Origin of the sequence: Leptolyngbya sp. FACHB-321, from assembly GCF_014695975.1 — a bacterium.
Classification (GTDB): Bacteria; Cyanobacteriota; Cyanobacteriia; order Leptolyngbyales; family Leptolyngbyaceae; genus Stenomitos.
This window is the reverse complement of sequence record NZ_JACJPI010000058.1, coordinates 427,963-446,128: the sequence shown is the minus strand read 5'-3', so window position 1 is coordinate 446,128 and position 18,166 is coordinate 427,963. Positions and strand designations below refer to the sequence as shown.

At 50.7% G+C, this 18,166-nt stretch carries 17 protein-coding genes and 1 riboswitch; of the genes, 7 read left to right on the top strand and 10 right to left on the bottom strand.

Annotated elements, in window-relative coordinates:
* Positions 1-11: 11 nt before the first annotated feature.
* The 4 genes from H6F76_RS12725 to H6F76_RS12710 all read left to right on the top strand — a co-directional run bounded on the left by H6F76_RS12725 (position 12) and on the right by H6F76_RS12710 (position 2,929).
* Positions 12-683, top strand: a complete 672-nt coding sequence (locus H6F76_RS12725) for a GNAT family N-acetyltransferase (protein WP_190508635.1) — start codon at positions 12-14, stop codon at positions 681-683.
* Positions 684-736: 53 nt separating this feature from the next.
* Complete coding sequence (locus H6F76_RS12720; RefSeq protein ID WP_190450055.1) at positions 737-994, top strand: TIGR03643 family protein; 258 nt, start codon at positions 737-739, stop codon at positions 992-994.
* 143 nt (positions 995-1,137) lie between these two features.
* Complete coding sequence (gene queG, locus H6F76_RS12715; protein WP_190508633.1) at positions 1,138-2,085, top strand: tRNA epoxyqueuosine(34) reductase QueG; 948 nt, start codon at positions 1,138-1,140, stop codon at positions 2,083-2,085.
* Between the two features lie 133 nt (positions 2,086-2,218).
* Complete coding sequence (locus H6F76_RS12710; protein WP_190508631.1) at positions 2,219-2,929, top strand: HAMP domain-containing histidine kinase; 711 nt, start codon at positions 2,219-2,221, stop codon at positions 2,927-2,929.
* A 25-nt stretch (positions 2,930-2,954) separates the two neighbouring features.
* Here the strand turns inward: H6F76_RS12710 and H6F76_RS12705 are convergent, their stop codons facing one another.
* Together H6F76_RS12705 and H6F76_RS12700 are read right to left on the bottom strand one after the other, a co-directional pair.
* Positions 2,955-3,461 (bottom strand): hypothetical protein, encoded by a 507-nt coding sequence (locus H6F76_RS12705; RefSeq protein ID WP_190508630.1) that lies wholly within the window; start codon positions 3,459-3,461, stop codon positions 2,955-2,957.
* Positions 3,462-3,630: 169 nt separating this feature from the next.
* Positions 3,631-6,363 carry an RNA helicase gene (locus tag H6F76_RS12700; RefSeq protein WP_190508628.1) on the bottom strand — a complete coding sequence of 911 codons (2,733 nt, stop codon included), beginning with the start codon at positions 6,361-6,363 and terminating at the stop codon, positions 3,631-3,633.
* 482 nt (positions 6,364-6,845) lie between these two features.
* A riboswitch (cyclic di-AMP (ydaO/yuaA leader) is annotated at positions 6,846-6,969 on the top strand.
* 131 nt (positions 6,970-7,100) lie between these two features.
* On the opposite strand from H6F76_RS12700, the gene H6F76_RS12695 reads away from it, so the two are divergent.
* Positions 7,101-7,775, top strand: a complete 675-nt coding sequence (locus tag H6F76_RS12695; protein WP_347276011.1) for a universal stress protein — start codon at positions 7,101-7,103, stop codon at positions 7,773-7,775.
* An 89-nt stretch (positions 7,776-7,864) separates the two neighbouring features.
* Here H6F76_RS12695 and H6F76_RS12690 read toward each other — a convergent pair whose 3' ends face one another.
* The 6 genes from H6F76_RS12690 to H6F76_RS12665 form a co-directional block, all read right to left on the bottom strand.
* A complete protein-coding gene (locus H6F76_RS12690; protein WP_190450050.1) occupies positions 7,865-8,851 on the bottom strand; it encodes a M48 family metalloprotease in 987 nt (328 codons plus the stop codon).
* A 480-nt stretch (positions 8,852-9,331) separates the two neighbouring features.
* Entirely contained in the window at positions 9,332-10,006 is a 675-nt protein-coding gene (locus H6F76_RS12685) for a carbonic anhydrase (protein WP_190450047.1), read from the bottom strand.
* Between the two features lie 345 nt (positions 10,007-10,351).
* Positions 10,352-10,594: a transposase gene (locus tag H6F76_RS12680; RefSeq protein ID WP_190508627.1), complete on the bottom strand. Its 243-nt coding sequence runs from the start codon at positions 10,592-10,594 to the stop codon at positions 10,352-10,354.
* An 835-nt stretch (positions 10,595-11,429) separates the two neighbouring features.
* Positions 11,430-12,608: a YeeE/YedE thiosulfate transporter family protein gene (locus H6F76_RS12675; protein ID WP_190508625.1), complete on the bottom strand. Its 1,179-nt coding sequence runs from the start codon at positions 12,606-12,608 to the stop codon at positions 11,430-11,432.
* Positions 12,605-12,748 (bottom strand): hypothetical protein, encoded by a 144-nt coding sequence (locus tag H6F76_RS12670; protein ID WP_190450043.1) that lies wholly within the window; start codon positions 12,746-12,748, stop codon positions 12,605-12,607. Before H6F76_RS12670 ends, H6F76_RS12675 begins: the two co-directional genes overlap by 4 nt.
* Positions 12,749-12,758: 10 nt before the next feature.
* Positions 12,759-13,751 carry a sulfurtransferase gene (locus tag H6F76_RS12665; RefSeq protein WP_190508623.1) on the bottom strand — a complete coding sequence of 331 codons (993 nt, stop codon included), beginning with the start codon at positions 13,749-13,751 and terminating at the stop codon, positions 12,759-12,761.
* 334 nt (positions 13,752-14,085) lie between these two features.
* Between H6F76_RS12665 and H6F76_RS12660 the strand changes: the two genes are divergently transcribed.
* Together H6F76_RS12660 and H6F76_RS12655 are read left to right on the top strand one after the other, a co-directional pair.
* On the top strand, positions 14,086-14,304 hold the full coding sequence (locus tag H6F76_RS12660) for a hypothetical protein (protein WP_190508621.1): 219 nt from the start codon (positions 14,086-14,088) through the stop codon (positions 14,302-14,304).
* A gap of 13 nt (positions 14,305-14,317) precedes the next feature.
* A complete protein-coding gene (locus H6F76_RS12655) occupies positions 14,318-15,235 on the top strand; it encodes a PhnD/SsuA/transferrin family substrate-binding protein (RefSeq protein WP_242036627.1) in 918 nt (305 codons plus the stop codon).
* 40 nt (positions 15,236-15,275) lie between these two features.
* Here H6F76_RS12655 and H6F76_RS12650 read toward each other — a convergent pair whose 3' ends face one another.
* Both H6F76_RS12650 and H6F76_RS12645 read right to left on the bottom strand, forming a co-directional pair.
* On the bottom strand, positions 15,276-16,574 hold the full coding sequence (locus tag H6F76_RS12650; protein ID WP_199322068.1) for a tetratricopeptide repeat protein: 1,299 nt from the start codon (positions 16,572-16,574) through the stop codon (positions 15,276-15,278).
* Between the two features lie 176 nt (positions 16,575-16,750).
* Entirely contained in the window at positions 16,751-18,088 is a 1,338-nt protein-coding gene (locus H6F76_RS12645; protein WP_190508619.1) for a vanadium-dependent haloperoxidase, read from the bottom strand.
* Between the last annotated feature and the right edge of the window lie 78 nt (positions 18,089-18,166).

Sequence of the window (18,166 nt, the reverse complement as noted above, 5' to 3'; positions counted from 1 at the left end):
GAGCGCTAGCCATGTTATTGCAACCGTTTGCACAAAATATCACTCTCCGTCCGGCGATCGCCGACGATGTAGCCTGGGCTGCCCCACTCTTTTTTGCAGCGGGTCCAGCGGTGTTTAGCTATGTCTTCGCGTCACCATTCGAGGAATCAAAGGCGATTTTTTGCCAAGCGTTTGCCTACCCACAGCACGCCTTCAGCTACGAACACGCTCAAGTCATTGAAGTTCTCAATCAGCCTGCGGGTGTGATGATCAGCTATCCTGGCTCTTTGAAGCGCCAAGCTGACGAAAAAGTACACCAGGTGATGGCACGCATTCTGCCGCTGCGTAAGCTACCTAAGATTTTGGTCAACCTGGCAGACCTGACGCGCATCAAGCAAGAGGTTGCCGCTAAAGACTACTACATCTTGGGTCTGAGTGTGATCCCAGAGCTTCGTAATCAAGGCTTAGGCACCTATCTTTTGCAGCAGGCAGAACGGCAGGCGCAAACGCATTGCTGTCAGGCAATGGCGCTGGATGTTACTTATACCAATACTGCTGCTAGGCAGCTCTTTGAGCGTCTTGATTACCGGGTTACGTGTAGCAAATCTACTCATCGATTTGACCAGTTAACTCGCTCTGGTGGGCTGCATCGCCTGGTCAAACCTCTGGCAAGTCCAGGTGCCGAGAGTGATGAGCAAGGCTGACGGCTGATGACGATCGACGTTAGGCTGGTGTTGGACTCTACTGTAACGTTGGTATGAATCTTCCAGACCTTGATAGTGCAACGATCGATCGCGTTCTTGAAATGGCATGGGAAGACCGCACACCGTTTGAGGCGATCGAACAACAGTTTGGGCTGCTCGAAAAACAGGTGATTGCCCTCATGCGCCGAGAAATGCAAGCGTCGAGCTTCAAAATGTGGCGCAAGCGAGTCACGGGACGCAGTACCAAACATCTTAAAGAGCGAGAGTTTTTTGCCGGACGCTTTCGATCGCACCAGCAGAAAGGCTCTTGAAGCAAGCTTAATGAGTAAGCAGTGAAGGGGTAGAAGGGTGAAGGAGTGAAAGAATCAGGTGATGCAGTCGGCAAGCAGTGGAGTCATGAGCAAGCTGATTCATCCGCCTTAACGAATGCGCTATAAATCTGGAGGCTCAGAACATGGAGGCTCAGAACTTAGAAACTCAGATCAAACAAAAAGCGCTGGAGCTAGGCTTTCATAAGGTTGGCATTGCAGCGATCGACTCTGCACCAACTGAGCTAGCGACTAAGCCAACTATGAGCTTAAGCACCTGGTTACAGAAGGGCTATCACGCCGACATGAACTGGATGGAGAACCCCAAGCGGCAAGAAATTCACCAGGTCATGCCCGATGTGCAGTCTGTCATTTGTGTAGCGCTGAACTACTACAGTCCAGCCGATCGTCCTGACAACGCCACTGCAAAAATTGCCCGTTATGGCTGGGGGCGCGATTACCACAAGGTGCTGCACAAAAAGCTGAAAGCGCTGACAGCCTGGATTCGACAGCAGGGTGAGGCTGTGGAGGCTCGTTTCTATGCTGATACAGGACCAGTGCAGGACAAAGTATGGGCGCAGCGAGCGGGCATTGGCTGGGTGGCGAAGAATGGCAACCTGATTACACGCGACTACGGCTCCTGGGTGTTTTTGGGAGAAGTGCTGACGAATCTGACGCTTGCGCCCGATCGCCCACACACTGCCCACTGCGGCACCTGTACGCGCTGTATGGATGCGTGCCCGACGGGTGCTATTCCGCAACCGCAAGTCGTGAATGCAAATCGCTGCATCGCGTATCACACGATCGAAAACCGGGCAGAAACGTTACCAGAGGCGATCGTTCCTCATCTTCAGGGATGGGTTGCAGGCTGCGATGTGTGTCAGGATGTCTGTCCCTGGAATCAACGCTTTGCCCAACCCACGGATGTTGCTGACCTACAACCGCATCCCTGGAATGTCACTGCCACATTGCCAGAACTGGCTGACCTGACTGATGAAGAGTACGATCGACGCTTTACAGGCTCCGCTTTAAGACGAATCAAACCCTGGATGCTGCGGCGTAATGCTCGAGCAAATTTGGACAAAAAATCGTGAGATGCGACTGCTGCGCTTTCAACGCCCAGCCTTAAGAAAAGGTAAATTTATGGGAAAACCTGGCAATTCTGTTACCTTCCTTAACAATGCAGGCTATAACTGTCAGTAGAGATCACTATTGCTCCTGGACAAGATGTCCCCATCAGTCGCTTCTACTCAACCACAATCTGCTTCACTGCAACAGTTGCAGCTTGAAACCGAGGCGCTAAAAAAGTATTTAGCAGCCCAAAAAGTGATCATTGCTTCGCTTGAAAGACGGGTAGGACGATCGCTTGATACGCTAGACGTGCATTTACAGTCGCTCATCAGCACAAGCGAAGAATCTGCTCTTTGGTACGAGCACCTGCATTCGATGCAAAACGAGGTCAACAGCCTGTGTGATCTAATGTCAGATACGATGCTGTTGCAAAAATTAGAGGCAGGTAAGGTTGAGGTCAAGCTTGAACCATTGACGCTGGAACCGCTTTTAGTTGCGGTGAGCCGCCACTGGCGGAACCCCAAAGACGGTAGTGCTAACCGTTTAATCTACGAGATTGCCTCTGATTTACCACCGGCACTTGCCGATCAAGAACTCGTTGAGGCAGTGTTGACTGACCTTTTAGCCAGAAGCCTCAAATATTCCGATGCGGTTTCACCGGTTGTCTTGGGTGCTGAGCGCCTTGGCGATCGTATCAATCTCCGCATTACAGCACAACGGTTTGCTCCTGCTGGTAGTCGAGACTTTGCGACTGAAATTATCCTTTGCTGCCGCCGTATTGAAGTGCAGCGAGGCGAAGTAACCTGTCAACAACATCCCGATGGGCTACAAACAGTGACGATCGCGCTCTGCATCGCGTCTCACTAGAATACTCACTAGGGTAACAGCACTCCTAAAACCGGCCCCGATCGCGCTCTAGATCATAGATGACTTTCTCGACGTACCAATTGGGCGAGTTGCCTGCATATCTGAGCGTTGCTTGCGTAAACAGGCGTTCTGCCAGTGCGTGATCGTCATGCACCAGGCGGAGAAGCTTGCGCTGAAGGGAGCGACTTGCTTGCGTAAACGTAGCGCCATTCGCTGGGTGAAAGGCTGTCGTTCCAAACGATCGCTGTGTAGACGGCTGGAGCTGACCACGATCGAGCAGTTTATTTGCTCCCAAACAGATTGCTACGCTGCCACCAAAGGCAATTGCCATCACAGAGACGCGATCGGCTAATGGTACTTCTGGTGCTCTGGTTGCATTAACCAGTTGTATTCTCTCTGGCACAGACGATGTTGCGACTGCAGGTACCCCAGACGTTGCCAACAAACTACTGACGATCGCACTTATGCCTAGAAAAACGGCTGGCGTAAGCTGACGCTTTAGAGCAGAACGGACTAAAACAGAACGGAACATGATTGGTCTATCAACTCAATACATTCGGTTTACTCTTTTAGTTTGACTGCAAACTATGACAACGGTATGACAGCAAGGGGGTGGCTGGATACACTGCTGCACGATCGTCTGAAGGTGCTCCTGGTATTGCTCAAGGTCTCCTATTGGTGACAGCAAAGGGGATTCTCTATCAAATTCCCTCTTTCACGGGGAAGCGATCGATGAGTTGCATAGCGCGTCTGGCGTTGTTTTTAAGCTCAGTAGGCACATGGGGCACATGGGGAATTTGTGAGAGAACGTCTAGTGTGCGGCGCAAAATGCGGACGACGTCGCCTTCATCGAGACTGGTGTTAGAGCAGAGTTCTGTCCATTCCACACCAAGCGCCCACTGCTCCACCAAACCGACTAGCTCATACTCTAGCCAGACTGGTAGCACCACCTGATACTTCCGCTGAAACTGGAACAGGCGACGACGAATGCCCCGCAAGCCTCCCAGTGCTTCTTCGACTTCGCTGGAAAGGTCATAGCGTGTCCAGCTATCGGGGCGAGAAACTTCGGTAACCAGGGCAGCGCAGGCGGTTGCCAAATGGTGTGGATCGAGGACGTTGAGTTCACCCAACATGAGCGCTAGACCGAGCCAGAGTTCGTTATCGCCGCGAATGGCAGCGGCTACTTGCCCTAAGGGCGTCGGTGTTAAGTCATCTAGGCAACCAAAGTGTTGCAGAATTTCAATCAGATCAAGAAACTCTCGCCAGTGCTGCTGAGACTGTCGATCGAGCTTGCTTTTGCGATCGGCAATTTCGGTTTGCACCGCGCTGATCCGCTTTTGCCGTTTGAGGATGGTTGGGCGATTGCCCCAACTGTTGACTGGATGATACTCGATTTGTCGCTGCACTCCTTCCATACGCTGAAGCTGCTCATACACTTCGGGTGCATCGTCCATTGGGGATGGTAGAGCCGGAATTTGGCGGGCGATGACGGCTGTTGCCTCGTTCCCAGATTTCATCTGTCCTGGTTTTAAGGGCAGCTCTGGCGGTGGAGCCAAATGATCGACACCACTCAGTCGAGGAATTTCGCCCCGTAGCCCCACAACATCGCCAACAGTGACGACATACCAGCGGTTGTTCTGCCCCAAGCAAATCAGGTAAGGAAACTGACCAGAACCAGGAATTTTCATCACAAGCGCGGCTGGCATCGGCTGAGCAACTGGCACATTGCTACCCTTAAGGCTCAGCACCGTGCCCGCGATCGCAAATGACAGCGCCACAGGCAAATCACCTGCCCGCAGTTCGTTTGCCTGGTCTTGCAGAATTTTTAGCAGTCGACGCTCTTCCTTCATGCGCTCTTGCAGCTTTTCATACTGCGCCAGCAGATCCCAGTCCACGGCTTCTAACTGCGATCGTAGTTGGGCAAGCTCGGCTTCTAAATGGGCGATCGCTTCCTGTTGCGGGCGCAGATACAGCGTCGAGAGATATTGCCCAAAACTGCGCTCCACCAGCTCTTGGGCTTCTTCCAGCGTATGAGTTTGCAGCAAATTCAGCACCATACCGTAGCTGGGTGTAAATTGGCTCACCAGCGGGTCAGCTCCCACAGTGGTTAAATATGCCGCCTCTTTTGCTCCTTCAAACGGTGTTTGTACCGTGACTACATGCCCCTGACTATCCATCCCCCGCCGTCCTGCCCGTCCTGCCATCTGCAAGAACTCGGAGGCGTTTAAAAGACGGTGCCCCAGATCGGTTCGCTTCGACAGGCTAGAAATCACCGTTGTTCGAGCAGGCATATTAATCCCTGCTGCCAACGTTTCTGTGGCAAAAACAACCTTAATGAGACCCTGCTGGAAGAGTTCTTCTACCAACCCTTTCCAGGCTGGCAAAATCCCGGCATGATGTGCAGCTATCCCTTGATACAGCGGCTCGATTTGTCCCGCTCGTCCAGCTTCGGGGTTCAGCGCTAGAAAGGTATCAATCTGGGTTCGCAACTGTGCGGCTTCTACTTCATTCACCATTGATAACGGCGCATCGCTGACCGTTGACACTGCCTGGTCGCAGCCCCGCCGACTAAAGATGAAGTAGATTGCAGGCAGCATATCCTTTTGCCGTAGCTGACTTAGCACAAACGCCAGGTTTGGGCTTTCCTGCCGTGGTCCTCGTTTTCCTGGTGCAGCACCTCTGCCCCCCTTGAGCTTGAGACGAGGATTAATGCGCTTCTGGCTGTCATCGAGTAGTGGAAACAAGCCCTTGGGGTTGCAGAAGTGAAATTCTAGTGGAACGGGTCGAAAATCTGAATAAATTAGATCGGTAGGACCATGAACTTGATGGATCCAATCGGTCAACTGATCGCTATTGGCAACTGTGGCAGACAGTGCCACTAATTGAATTTCGGGTGGACAGTAGATAATTGACTCTTCCCAGACAGTGCCCCGCTGGCGATCGTTCATGTAGTGGCATTCGTCTAGCACAACTGCTTCCACACCTGTAAGGGAGGTGCCTACTTCCCCGATCGGCGTGCCGTACAGCATATTGCGAAAAATTTCCGTCGTCATCACCAGGATGGGTGCATCCCGATTCACGGAAATATCACCCGTCAACAGTCCCACGTTGTCGTTGCCAAAAAGCTCTCGAAAGTCACGCAGCTTTTGGTTCGAGAGTGCTTTAAGGGGAGTCGTGTAAAACACTCGCCGCCCTCGCTTCAGCGCCCGATGGATGGCATACTCTCCAATCAGCGTTTTACCCGATCCCGTGGGGGCACAGACAACGACCGATCGCCCTGCTTCCAACGCAGCGATCGCCTGCTGTTGAAAATCATCCAGCTCGAAGGGAAACAGAGTTTTCAGGTCTAGCCCTGACGCTAAAGGAGAAACAGTCACGCCCAAAAATCCTAACCGTGGTGGAGACAAAGCAACCGACGTTTTACGATCGTTCATCCATCATATATCTTGACCCTAAATCCACTCTCTCGTGTTGCGTCTTCGTGGGGTCGCTCTCCTTTATTAATGCCACTTGCTTGCAGCGTGTAGCCGTTCCTAGCTCTGGTACGGTTTATCAAGTCAGTGCCTAGAAGCGCAGGTGCTAATGAAAAGTGGTGCAACGAGTAACCTCAGACTTAATGCTTCCTCCTTAAATAAGGAGAAACCGGGGATCGCCTCCTTCAAAGCCTTTTACGCTTTAAGCGTTCCTTTGTAAATAGCACTTGAGGGCAGATGGCAATCTGTCTGCTGTGGGCTATATTGTCAAAGGGTGATTAGCGTTTGGTCAACACAGTCACAACGCCTCTGCCTTAAAAGCAGTAAGCTAGTGGCTCAATGTGATGATTCAAGCGCATCAATGAGGCATCTTGCCCTTTGGCAGCAGTGCTTCCTTAACCAACATCAGTGGGTAAGCCTAATTTGAGTGGACGCTGGACAGGAAACTGCACCCGTTATGTAACTCAAGCGGAGGAACCAATTTATTGGGGCTAATCTCGGTCATGCCGAGAGAGACACCTTCCAGTCTTAGCCCGGCAGCTAACTCCGTCGGCAGTGGGAGGAGTAACCCAAAACTATTGCTTTACCAGCTATGGTTATGGAGTCTCCTTGTGGGTACTAGTTGAGCGCCAGGCAAGCGTTACTGTACCCGTTACCTGACCCACCTCTCGTACACTTTATTCTTGAGAGGTTAAACCGTGAATATCTTATCAATGCTTGCACGCCTGCAAGATGCATTAGGCTGCTCTGACCTTACTAAGCAAATGGTGCTAGTGCCAGCTACTTCATCGGAAGCGCGATCGACGAAAGAAATTAATCTACTGGTTGGCTACAATGGTTCTCCGCGTAGTCAGACAACACTGGATCTAACTCTGTGGATCGCCCATCAGACGCGGTTGGCAACAGGCAAGCAGGTGGTTGTGCAGGTTGTCTATGTTGTCCCTCTAGAAGAGAAATGTCAACCCTTTTCTTCGCTGCCCGCACACCTTGTTGGCGATCAGGGTGGTGACGAGGCGTTGTATCCTAGCGCGATCGGTAGAAGCTATCGTCATGCCGAAACAGGAAACCGTGCCTATGGTGCTGTGGCTGAATTGCCCGTAAGAGCGACTGCTGCCTGCCAGTTAAACCAATTTGACCAGGCAGATCTAATTCTTTGGCAGGCTCGTCACATGGCAGACGAATGGCGTGGGTCGCTAAAAACTCATCTTCGCTTTGGTTCAGTTGCTGCAGAACTGCGATGTGTCGCTCAGGCAGAATCAGCAGCACTGCTGTTGTTAGGCTGTGAATCGGCAGCACATCCACTGATAGAGCAGTTAGGAAGTGGGTTCCCTTATGCCATTCTTGGCATTCCACCCGCAACTGCAACTCACTAGACCTGATCGGTTAAGCACGGTTGCCCCAAATAACCCATTAAAGGGATTCCTAAAACAGCCATTAGGAATCCCTTCTTGTTTAAGGTCAGTTACTCCGATCGCTTAGCACGATCGATCTCGCGTTGCAGTTCCTCAATTTGACGGCGCAGTTCATCTACTTCGGCTCTGGACGTTGACGAGGGGTTTGCTGCTGTTGCTGAGGGTACGTCAACGGAACCTTCAGCCCCTGCACGGGGATAGTTACCTCGCTGAATCTGCCGATAGTCATCCGAAACTGACCACTCGCGCAAAAAATGCACACGCTCTACGGTAAAGGGGTGGGTGAGAAAAATGCCTGTTGAAAGATTGTTGTACAGAAAAAATTTGTAGACTTGGTTTAGCCCATCCTGGTCAAGTTCCTGATAGCGTTCTGATTGTCGGATAAATTCATCCAGACTAATTTCATGAGCGTGTTTGCTGCTGCCGCCTGCAATCTTCATCATGCTATGCAGCACTGGGCTAAGGTCGTCTGCTACCAAGAGAGCGGCGCGATCGGCAGAGAGTTCCGCTTTGCGCTTCCATTCTGCAAACGCCAGCAGTAGCCCCGTTGTCACTAGATTGCTCAACCCAAAGGTGCGCTCTGCCAGCCCAGAAATAATCTGATTTACCCAAAGCGCCATCCGCACTAGTGTGGTGTGACCGCACTTAATATGACCCAGTTCATGAGCAATAACGGTTCGCAGTTCGTGGTCGTCGAGCAAATCCAGCAAGCCGCTGTTAAGAACCATGCTGGGAAACTCCTGCCCCAGCGCCAGCGCATTCACAAATGGATCCTGGGAGATAAAGAGAACGGGTTCTGGATGCATATCCAGGTCGCGGACACATTCTCGAAAAATTTGATAAATGTTGGAGTATTGGCGCGGTCCTACCTGGATGCTATTGCCCATCTGATAGACAAACTGCGGGCGCTCAGAGAGAAACTCGACAAAAGTACGTGCAACCAGATCAAAACCAGGAACGCTACGAAGCGCTTGTTCGGCTTGGCGATCGAGCGGATGGCGGAAGGCTTCGCTGGAAATTCCAGTGTAGGTAGGCATGGGGAAAGAAAGAATAAGGGATAAGGGCTGAAGGATAATGTGACTGGCGGGATCTGGCTTTTGATCCTTTCGCTTTGCTCCTCAACTTACGCCTTTCTAATTTAGCCTCTACGGCCGCTGTAAATAGCGATGGCAATACTGATGTCATCCTGTCCAATAGAAGTGGGGTGAGTAATGACAGCACGTTTGCGGCAGGTAGAAATGGGCAGTCATCTAAACGCGATCGCTGATAAGGCTATATCTATGGTGTGAATGGCGATCGCACTAACATGGGTTATCAAACAGGTGGCAACAATCAACGGTTGTCTGATGATGCGTACAGCTATACCTATTAGGTTAGGGGGTTGGCAAATACGTTATCCGGAGGGGATTTGAAGGGCTTGAAAAGGGAGAAAATTTAGCAATAGGATGTAATTCCTTGCTCAGTGAGGCATTGAGCAATTCACAGCCGCAAGTGATGAAATGACATGGTCTCCCTGCTTACGCTGGAATCGTTGTAATCAAGGGGTCAGGCACCGGGAAGGAGCGTTGCCGCAGCAGCGTAAACTGTCGTAAGCCCGCATCATAAGCGAAGACCTTACCAGTCTCTATTTCGTACATCCAAGCATGCAGATTCAGTTGCCCGCTATGCAACTTCGACCGCACGACAGGATACGTTTCTAAATTCTCGATCTGCGTCAACACATTCTGCTCGATCGCGATCTTGAGCAAGCGCTCAGGCTCCACGTGTGCATAATTATCTAACACTAAGCGCCGCGTCGCTTCGCCATGGCGCTTCAACCAGTCGTAGACTAGCGGCATCTGCTCACTCAAAGTGCCGATTTGCAGCAACCCTTTCATAGCCCCACAGTGGGAATGACCACAAACAATGATATCCCGTACACCGACTCCAGCGACCGCATACTCTACCCCAGCAGCTTCAGCACTACTAGCGGCACCATAAGACGGAATGATGTTACCGACATTTCGCATCACGAAGAGTTCACCGGGCTGAGACTGGGTGATTAAGCAGGGATCGATCCGTGAATCGGAACAAGTAATGAAGAGAACTTCAGGTGTCTGCCCATTCGACAGCCGTTCAAACAGTGCTCGATTGGTGGTGAAGTAGTCGCTGTGAAACGCATTGAGTCCTTGGATCAGACCGGTCACTGACATAAATCGCTTCCTACTGCCGACAAGGCTAGTGAGTGTACTCGCACAACATCCTTAAAGCGGATGTCGTTCTATTCTTCCCTTACTACACGCGAAGCATAACATTTTCCGTACTTCTGTAAAGAAATGCTAATAAGAGACTGGGTCAAGGGGGGCACGATCGCACGAAAAGTCCTTAGGTGCTGCCTAAGCTCAATGATGAAAGGACGGCAGCCTTAGCATTGTTGCTGCTATAGGCAAACGTGATTTCAAGGTATGGTCAGCAAGTTGACTAGGAAATTTGAACCAACGGCGTTCGCCAAGGGTGTCACTGAGGCGTGAGTATTTAATCTGATTTATGTGCTTGAGCTAGTTGTTAGTTGATGCAATGAGTGCTTGCTTGTGTAGCAAGATTTTGTCGATGCGCTTAACCAGGCAGCTTTTCATGTTCTTCTCGGACTTCGTGATGAGTTGTAAGCCGCGCTCGTATAGCTGTTGAAACAAGGCTTGCGAGACATAGCCACGGTCGTCGAACAGTTCGCCCAGTAAGACCTGACTCAAGTCAGGCACGGGCTTACGGTTGTCGGTGTTCGCAGGCGTAAGCTTAAACATCAGCAACTAACGCGCTTCCGGTGCAGTTGCCTTGGCGCGTGTGTCAGAAGCAGCACAAGCGCATCAAGCACCACGGCATCAGCTCGATAAAACGGGTGTAACGAAACACATTAGGAAAGGCACATCGCCAGTGCAGCAACATACATAAGGTATAAAACGCCTTGAAGGTGCGAAAACCAGAGCCGTGAAAGGCACCAGCATTGGCGAAGCCGCTCCTTTGGAGCATCGTCATCACTTCGCTCAAGCTCAAGCGAGAAAGGCTCCGGCGTTCAAGGAACTTACGTTAACAAACAGCATTGCAAAACCAATCAATTGCAGTAGAACTGCATCTAAGTCAAAGGTGTGAGATTGTTTGAGCACCTGTAAAATGCTAACTCTAATCATTGCACCGGGTACGCTGCCCGTTGTCAGCCAGCATACGATATGCCAATCTTAAAGTTCCCTGCTGCCAATGTTTCCAACCACCAACCACTTTCATTAGCTGGTGGCAACTACGTTGGAAGGAACAGCGATCGCCCCCGGAACCTGAAAGACAAAAATCAACATTGGCGTTATGAGAGATGCGCCACCACCTCTAGTAGGGTATCTGTCATCACTTCTCCTATCACTTGGCTGAGTAAGCGGAAGGTAACAGAGTATCTAGATTTAATATCTGCTCATCACCAATAAAGGCTGAAATATCTACAATTTTTAGTTCCACCGTCAGCACAATAAGAAGGGTGTGAAACTGCCACACCCATTAAAAGTTCTTGTTTGAGATGACGTTCTTTTGATCTGTTCTGGAACATATCGATCGCCTCAAACGGTATCAAGATAATGCCAACAGGTTAGACAACTAGTAGTGAAACAAGGGACGCAAACGTAGTCCTACCGCTGTTCCAACTAGAGCGCAGAGAATCCAAACCCAACCGTGCAGGCTGGTTGAAGCAATCCCACCAAAAAAGGCGCTGACATTACAACCGTAGGCAAGAAATGCGCCATAGCCCATCACTAAACCGCCGATCAAGGTTGCTACTAACGATAAGCGTGAAAGCTGGAATTTGAATAGCAACCGTCCTGCTAAGGCTGCTGCCGATAGTGCCCCCAAAACAATCCCCATATTCATCACGGAACTGACATCGGCAAACACTCCCCGGCTAAGAGACTGCTGTGCCGCTTCACTACTCCAGAAGGGGCTAGTGGTTGAGTCCCAACCTAGAGAACTGGCAACTTCGGCTGACCAGAGAGCAAAGCCCCATGTAACGCGCCAAGGCTGCCCAGATAATATTAGTGTCAGCCAGTTAAGCACAGCCAGAACGATCGCCCCTGTGACCAAAGACCAGGGACCGCGCAAGAGAGAAAATGGTTGCGCTGATTTTGTCTGTTCACTGCTTGGTGCCTCTTGCCTACGATTGCTCCACCAGCGCAAAACTCCAGCAAGTAGCATGAACACTACAAGTTGAAGCACGACTGCCCCCACCCAGCCGATGCTCGTACCGAGCGCGATCGGTGGGGTGGCGGGTAAGCCAGCCCATAGCTGACGAGTCAGACTTGCCCAAAAGGCACCGATGCAGAAAGTAATCAGGGTAATCACCATTGGAAGACTGCCACCGCCAAGAGTGTAGAGTGTGCCACAGCCACAGGCTCCACCTAGCTGCATCCCAATGCCGAATAGAAAGGCACCGATCGCTCCCTGTACCCCTACTGGGGAAATTGCCCCTCGTACCGACTGGTCAAAGACAGAGCCATTCGCCAGAACAGGAGCAAATAGAAGGGTTGCGATCGCCAGCATCACAAGTTGGGCATACATACCACGCACATCGCAATCAACCAGCAGCTTGCGGTAAGCTGACGCAAAGCCAAAGCTAGCGTGGTAAAGCGTCATGCCCAGCAAACCACCAATTAAAAAGAGAGCACTTTGCTTCCATCCATAAGGGGTGAGGGCAATCGCGCCTGCTGTAAAGAGAGAAAGTGCGATCGCAACAATCAAACGTTGCGATCTCAGAGGGGTTGTGAACGAATCAGTCTGAATCACTTCTTTGGAGGTTGCTTAGGAGGGTCAGAGGGTGGTGGATCGCAGCTTGCTTGGGCAACGGGATGACCCATTGTGTTGATCAGGGCAATGGTTCCCAGGCTCAGTGCAAGCGCGATCGTCATTGAACGCACAAAATTCATGGTAAATCTCTCAATTTGTTGTTGAGGTTAACGTTTTTTCAGGTCCAGTCGCAACTGGTAAATCGGTTGTGCTGTACTCTGTCCAGGAGCCTTCATAGACTCGAACTTTGGGATAACCTAACAGGTGCTTCAGCACAACGTACTGTAGAGTTGCCTCGCGTCCCGTGCTGCAAGAGACGATGATGTCATCAGATGGCTTAATACCCCGCTCAGCGAGCAACGCACGGATCTCACTAAGAGATTTTAGTTTGTGTGGATTCTTTAAGCTTTCCTGAGCATTGTTAGCTTCAGTGAAGGTAGGCCACGGAATGTTTTTAGCACCAGGAATATGCCCGTTACGAATCCAGATGTCTTTCTCGCCCCGGAATAGTTCCGGTGGGCGTGGATCGATAAACACTACTCCTGGCTTACCGATCAAATTCTGCACCTGGCTTAGATTCACTCGAATTGAAGGATCATCTTTCAAGACAAATTTACCAGGGGAATAACGGGGAAACTCTTTGGTGACAGGCTGGTTAGCGTTTTTATAGCCAGCGTAACCGCCATCTAAAACAGCGATCTCCTTTACCCCAGAGCGCTCTAGTAGGTAAGCTACCATCGTTGCACCCAACACATCATTGCCACTGGAATAGACCAGCACCTTACTGCGATTGGATACGCCCGCCTTTGAAAAGGTATCAGCCAACTTGGTGTTATCCCAGTATTGAACAGGTAAAACGCCGTTAGGTCCTCTAAAATTGCTATCAGCAATATTAACTGCACGGGGCAGATGTCCAGCAATGTACTCCAATGGAGCTGTTCGGACATCCAAGACGCTCAGATTAGCATCTTTAGCATGAGCCGCAACCCAGTCAGGAGCGACAAACTGAATCGTTGCCTTAGAGGTGGCAGCTTGAATAGAGGCAGGCAACACCGGAATCACAAGCAAACTGGCAACTAGAGTCGCGAGAAACGCAAATGTACGCGGCTTCTTCAACTTCGCCCAAAGAGAGTTCAGTCGCATGATCGGTCCTTCAAGAGTGAATGAATTTAATACTACGGCAACCTTGTAGAGAAACCGTATTTTCTACGCCTTATGCATACTGCCATAGGAAAACATCGGATGCAAGGAATTTTGATAAAAAAATGCAATTTGTCGATCGAGCAACGCTTATTGCACTACATGTACCATTGCAATGGCGGAGATTCAGTCTCAGTACTGAGCGTTACCTCTACACAATTCAAGTAATTGCTTTGGCGAACCGTTGATTAAGAAGCTAGCCTTGCTCGAGACGTTGCAAGACGCTCGCCGGACATACTGAATTACGGCAGAGCAAAGATTGGAATAACCGCTTGGAATGACATCTTGGAAAAACATCACTAAGCAGGAGCATAGAGCGAGCAAACGCATAGTGAAGCCGATGCTGAGATTTAAGACGTTCAATACGGCAGGACAAACCTTGAGTGAAATTGAAGCGATGAGTATGATTTGCAAAAGACAAGTGCAAGGATTCGATCGAGGGGACAGCATGTCTCAAGTGAAAGTTATCGAAGCCCTCTTTAACACTGCTGCTTAGAACAATGTGAACGATGCAGAGCGTTCATCCAGCAGAAGTATTTGCGACACAACCACTGCTAAAACCCAGATCTCATGCCGATATGCTTCATACCTTCAGCGATGCCGAACTGCAATCTCAAGGATCACCCACGACAACACCAATTAAATTGAGAGCAGTTTCTTACCTTGCACCGAATTGGTTTGAGTTTTATCAAGCAGTCGTTTCCTCTTTGGGGCGCAGGCTGCAAGTAGAGACTCAGCTTGTGCAGGCTCATAGTGATCCACTTCATGACCCTTTATTAGAGCAGGATCAATGGGATCTCGCATTTATCTGTGGTCTACCGTTGGTTCGTTATCAACGGATGGCACCCAAGCAGCTACGTGCGATCGCCGCACCGATCATGCAAGCATCTCGTTATCAAAACCGTCCTTTTTACTTTGCCGATGTGGTTGTTAAAGCTGACAGTGGCTTCCACAGCTTTGTCGATCTGGCAGGTGCCACTGTTTGTTACAACGATCCTGGTTCTAACAGTGGCTACTATTTATTGTGCGATCGTCTGCTGCAAGAAAATGCCCCTCGTTTTTTCAGCAGCGCGATGCAATCGGGTTCACACCAGCACTCAATGCGTTGGGTTTTAGAGGGAAAGGTGGCTTGTGCTGCGATTGATAGCACCGTCCTGGAACAAGAATGTCGCCTCTTTCCAGAGCTATCCGGGCTGCGTGTAATTGAATCCATTGGTCCCTGCATGATGCCGCCTGTTGTGCTCGCTCAACATTTGGGTGAGGCGCTTATCCAACAGGTGCAAGCAGCTTTGCTCAAACCGGATGTACTACTGCAAGCAGCAATGAACCGGATGGCAATGGAACGCTACGCCGCTGTGACTGATCACGAGTACGGCGCGATCGCTCAAATGTTTGATGTGGTGGTAAATGCAGGCTGTGCGTTGTGAGTTGCCTGTGATGGAATGGTAACCACCGCTTGACTGGCTTTTAGGCTGATAAGGCTGACAGCTTGTAGCCTGATGGCTGCTTTCGCAAAGGCACACGGCTCAAAGACGACAGCGCTCCATCACCGTGCTCACAATGGAACAACGCCTTCTGATAAAGCTGCTGAAACAATGCCTGTTGCGTCCGACTGCCACCAACATCAGGCATTTGTGGCAAAACGGGCTTCAGTTGAGTTACGGCGGCTGTCCAATCACCGTTGGCATAGGCAACCATCCCTTTCGCCGCAGGGAGAACAATGTCAGACCAAGTTTTTTGTCGGGAAGCCTTGACAGTTGCAACGTGGTTTAAGCTGTCGAGCATTTCCGTTACCCAATCAGAGTAGCCAGCACGGGATAGGGCACAGATGTAATGCAGATCTTGAAAGGGCAGGGTATGTTCGTGTAAACGCTGATGAAGATAAGGGGCAAGCTCCTGCCAATGGTTTCCCACATTGACTCCTCGCAATTCTAGACGCAGCAATGTGGCGATCGCACCCACCTGATCTTTGGGTGAGGTCTTGTTTGCCTTGCCCCAGATATGGGTGTCATAGAGCCGCAGCACCATTTGCAAGTCTCCTAATGCCAGGTAATACAACGCAATATGCCACCAGTTATGGGTGTAGAGCATAGAGTTGCAACTTTCCCAGGTATCGGCATGGCTCTCCATCCAGGCGAGACCTTCTGCCACCCGACCTTGCGTTTCCAGCACATGGGCGACGGCGTGCTGTGCCCACGGGTCGTAACGGTTCAAGGCAACTGCCTGTCGCCCGATCGCTTCTGCTTGGCTTAAATCACCGCACTGCTCCAACCCAAAAGCCATCATGCCGTACAGGTAAGGCTTTGACTGGTTGGCAGGCAACACCGTTTCGGCAAGCCGTAGCAGGTTTGTGGCATCCCCCCGGTAGAAGTGATGATATTGTCCCTGTTGGACTGAAAGCAGGTCTTGCGGATAATCTTGAGCGATCGCCCAGTGCAGCCGCAGCGCCTCATCAATGTCGCCAACTGCCCATGCCGCGATCGCCTGTATATACCACTGCTCACGTGTCGTTTCAGGACGATGGCGTTGCGCTGCCTTCAAGTGTGGCGTTGCGTGCTGGCGATCGTTGGCATTCTCTTGACACAGAAAGTAGGCGGCAGCATACGCATGAGCAATCGCGCAGGTGCGATCGGCAATCACTGCTTTGAGAATGGCATCTTCTGCCTCTTTGCCGTAGCTTAGTGCCTGGTCGATGAAGCGATTGATCTGGGCAATGGCGGCTGGTGAATCAGTCGTCACCGCAAGCCCTTGAGAGTCATACAGCATAAAGGGGTAAGGGTAGCAAAACTGCAATGAAGTGCCGTGCAACGATTAAAATGCTTGCCTCATGTGGGGATGCCAAAACTTTTGGCAAAGCGACTTTGACAAAGTAGTTTAGACATCCCAGGAGGCTGTAGCTGAACACGTTTTAGGGTGGTAAAAATCTGAAAGGTTAGTGCTCACTAACTTTTCAGAGGACGGAGCGCATTTTGAAAAACGTAGTCACCCACTGCTTTGCCCAAGACATCACCCTGAGTATCAGCAGTACGGGTATGAACACCCGCCCAAATGCGGGTTTCTCCAAGCTCCTTAGAGATCTGCGAGAAGCTAGTAAAACTGCGGGTTACGCCTGCGTTTGCCGGAAAAATGATGTTGACTTTCACGGCATCACTACCAAAGAAGTTTTCTAAGATGCGTTCATCCGCACCAGCGGTAACGCAGTGCCCAGAGATATAGTCTGGGTGGTTCGGCGTGACGATCAAGGCTTCCCAGTTTGGATCGGCTGTGATACCAGGATTGCCCAGTTGCTCTGCCTGTGGGATGGCGATCGCAGGTCGCCAGAGTTTGTATTTGTACTTCACGTCGTAGCCAGCAATATAGGCATCAACCCCTGCCAGGTTGAGTAGTGCAAACAGTCGAGCATTCTCGCTAAGGCTATTTCCTTTCGCGGTAGCGGCGGCTTTCGCAGTTGTATTCCAGAGGACGACTGGAGAAACCGCTGACCAAATGGCGGCGGCTGTTTGGTCAGGAGTGCGAGCGGCACTGTTTTTACCTCCAAGCCGTTTCACCTCATTCAGCTCTTTTGCATAAGCGGCACTGTTTAGAGGCAATGGTGCCGGAATCTTAAATTGGTCAGCGCGTTTAATCACAAATGGCGTGACCGTGCTCCAGTACGGCAACATAGCTGGTAGGAAGAGTGGTGGCGTTGGTTGCCATACGCCAACCTTTTGCTCGGCACTGTAGCCTACTTTCTGATCAGCACCATCATTGTTGCGAAGCGACAGCAGCTTTTCGGCAACGGTTTGACCCAGGGTAATGCCGTCCGTTTTTGGCTGCCCTTCGCTAAGCTTTGCCAATGCTTTAGTAAACGCTGCATCCAGTGTGGCTTTTTGGAGTGGATACAAGTTTGTTAAAACAGTGTGCGCCGCTGCTGCAACAGCTGCATCAGGGGAGGCTCCTGCTGCTTTGATATCGACAGCATACGGAGTGTATTGTCGATCGATCGCATTCACAGCGTCAAAGATGGCAGCATGAACAATAGCTAGTGTGCGATATTGCTGCGGCGCAGGTGCCGCTGCTGTCAGTACGGTAGTTTGGGCGATCGCATTCCAATCCAGCACAGCGTCAGTCGGCTTGTTAGGTTGAGCAACCTGAGTCACCGGAGCCTGAGTTCCTTGAGCCTGAGTTGGAGCGGCGATTTGCAAAAGGCTTGTTACTGCTAAAACTGCAAACAAAGAGGCTAAAACGTAGTGTCCAAACCGTTTGATTGAAAGCCGACCAATCTTGCCACCGTAGTCCATCTGTATACTCCTATTATTCAATCGATTAACCGTATTTTTGAAGCACATGAGAGGAAGGCGTATCTGAGACACAATGTC

Excerpts from the sequence above, each read along its gene's own strand:
- H6F76_RS12725 (WP_190508635.1), top strand. The coding sequence starts at position 12 with ATGTTATTGCAACCGTTTGCACAAAATATCACTCTCCGTCCGGCGATC.
- H6F76_RS12720 (WP_190450055.1), top strand. The coding sequence starts at position 737 with ATGAATCTTCCAGACCTTGATAGTGCAACGATCGATCGCGTTCTTGAA.
- queG (WP_190508633.1), top strand. The coding sequence starts at position 1,138 with ATGGAGGCTCAGAACTTAGAAACTCAGATCAAACAAAAAGCGCTGGAG.
- H6F76_RS12710 (WP_190508631.1), top strand. The coding sequence starts at position 2,219 with ATGTCCCCATCAGTCGCTTCTACTCAACCACAATCTGCTTCACTGCAA.
- H6F76_RS12705 (WP_190508630.1), bottom strand. The coding sequence starts at position 3,461 with ATGTTCCGTTCTGTTTTAGTCCGTTCTGCTCTAAAGCGTCAGCTTACG.
- H6F76_RS12700 (WP_190508628.1), bottom strand. The coding sequence starts at position 6,363 with ATGAACGATCGTAAAACGTCGGTTGCTTTGTCTCCACCACGGTTAGGA.
- H6F76_RS12690 (WP_190450050.1), bottom strand. The coding sequence starts at position 8,851 with ATGCCTACCTACACTGGAATTTCCAGCGAAGCCTTCCGCCATCCGCTC.
- H6F76_RS12685 (WP_190450047.1), bottom strand. The coding sequence starts at position 10,006 with ATGTCAGTGACCGGTCTGATCCAAGGACTCAATGCGTTTCACAGCGAC.
- H6F76_RS12680 (WP_190508627.1), bottom strand. The coding sequence starts at position 10,594 with ATGTTTAAGCTTACGCCTGCGAACACCGACAACCGTAAGCCCGTGCCT.
- H6F76_RS12670 (WP_190450043.1), bottom strand. The coding sequence starts at position 12,748 with ATGAATTTTGTGCGTTCAATGACGATCGCGCTTGCACTGAGCCTGGGA.
- H6F76_RS12665 (WP_190508623.1), bottom strand. The coding sequence starts at position 13,751 with ATGCGACTGAACTCTCTTTGGGCGAAGTTGAAGAAGCCGCGTACATTT.
- H6F76_RS12660 (WP_190508621.1), top strand. The coding sequence starts at position 14,086 with ATGACATCTTGGAAAAACATCACTAAGCAGGAGCATAGAGCGAGCAAA.
- H6F76_RS12655 (WP_242036627.1), top strand. The coding sequence starts at position 14,318 with ATGCAGAGCGTTCATCCAGCAGAAGTATTTGCGACACAACCACTGCTA.
- H6F76_RS12650 (WP_199322068.1), bottom strand. The coding sequence starts at position 16,574 with ATGCTGTATGACTCTCAAGGGCTTGCGGTGACGACTGATTCACCAGCC.
- H6F76_RS12645 (WP_190508619.1), bottom strand. The coding sequence starts at position 18,088 with ATGGACTACGGTGGCAAGATTGGTCGGCTTTCAATCAAACGGTTTGGA.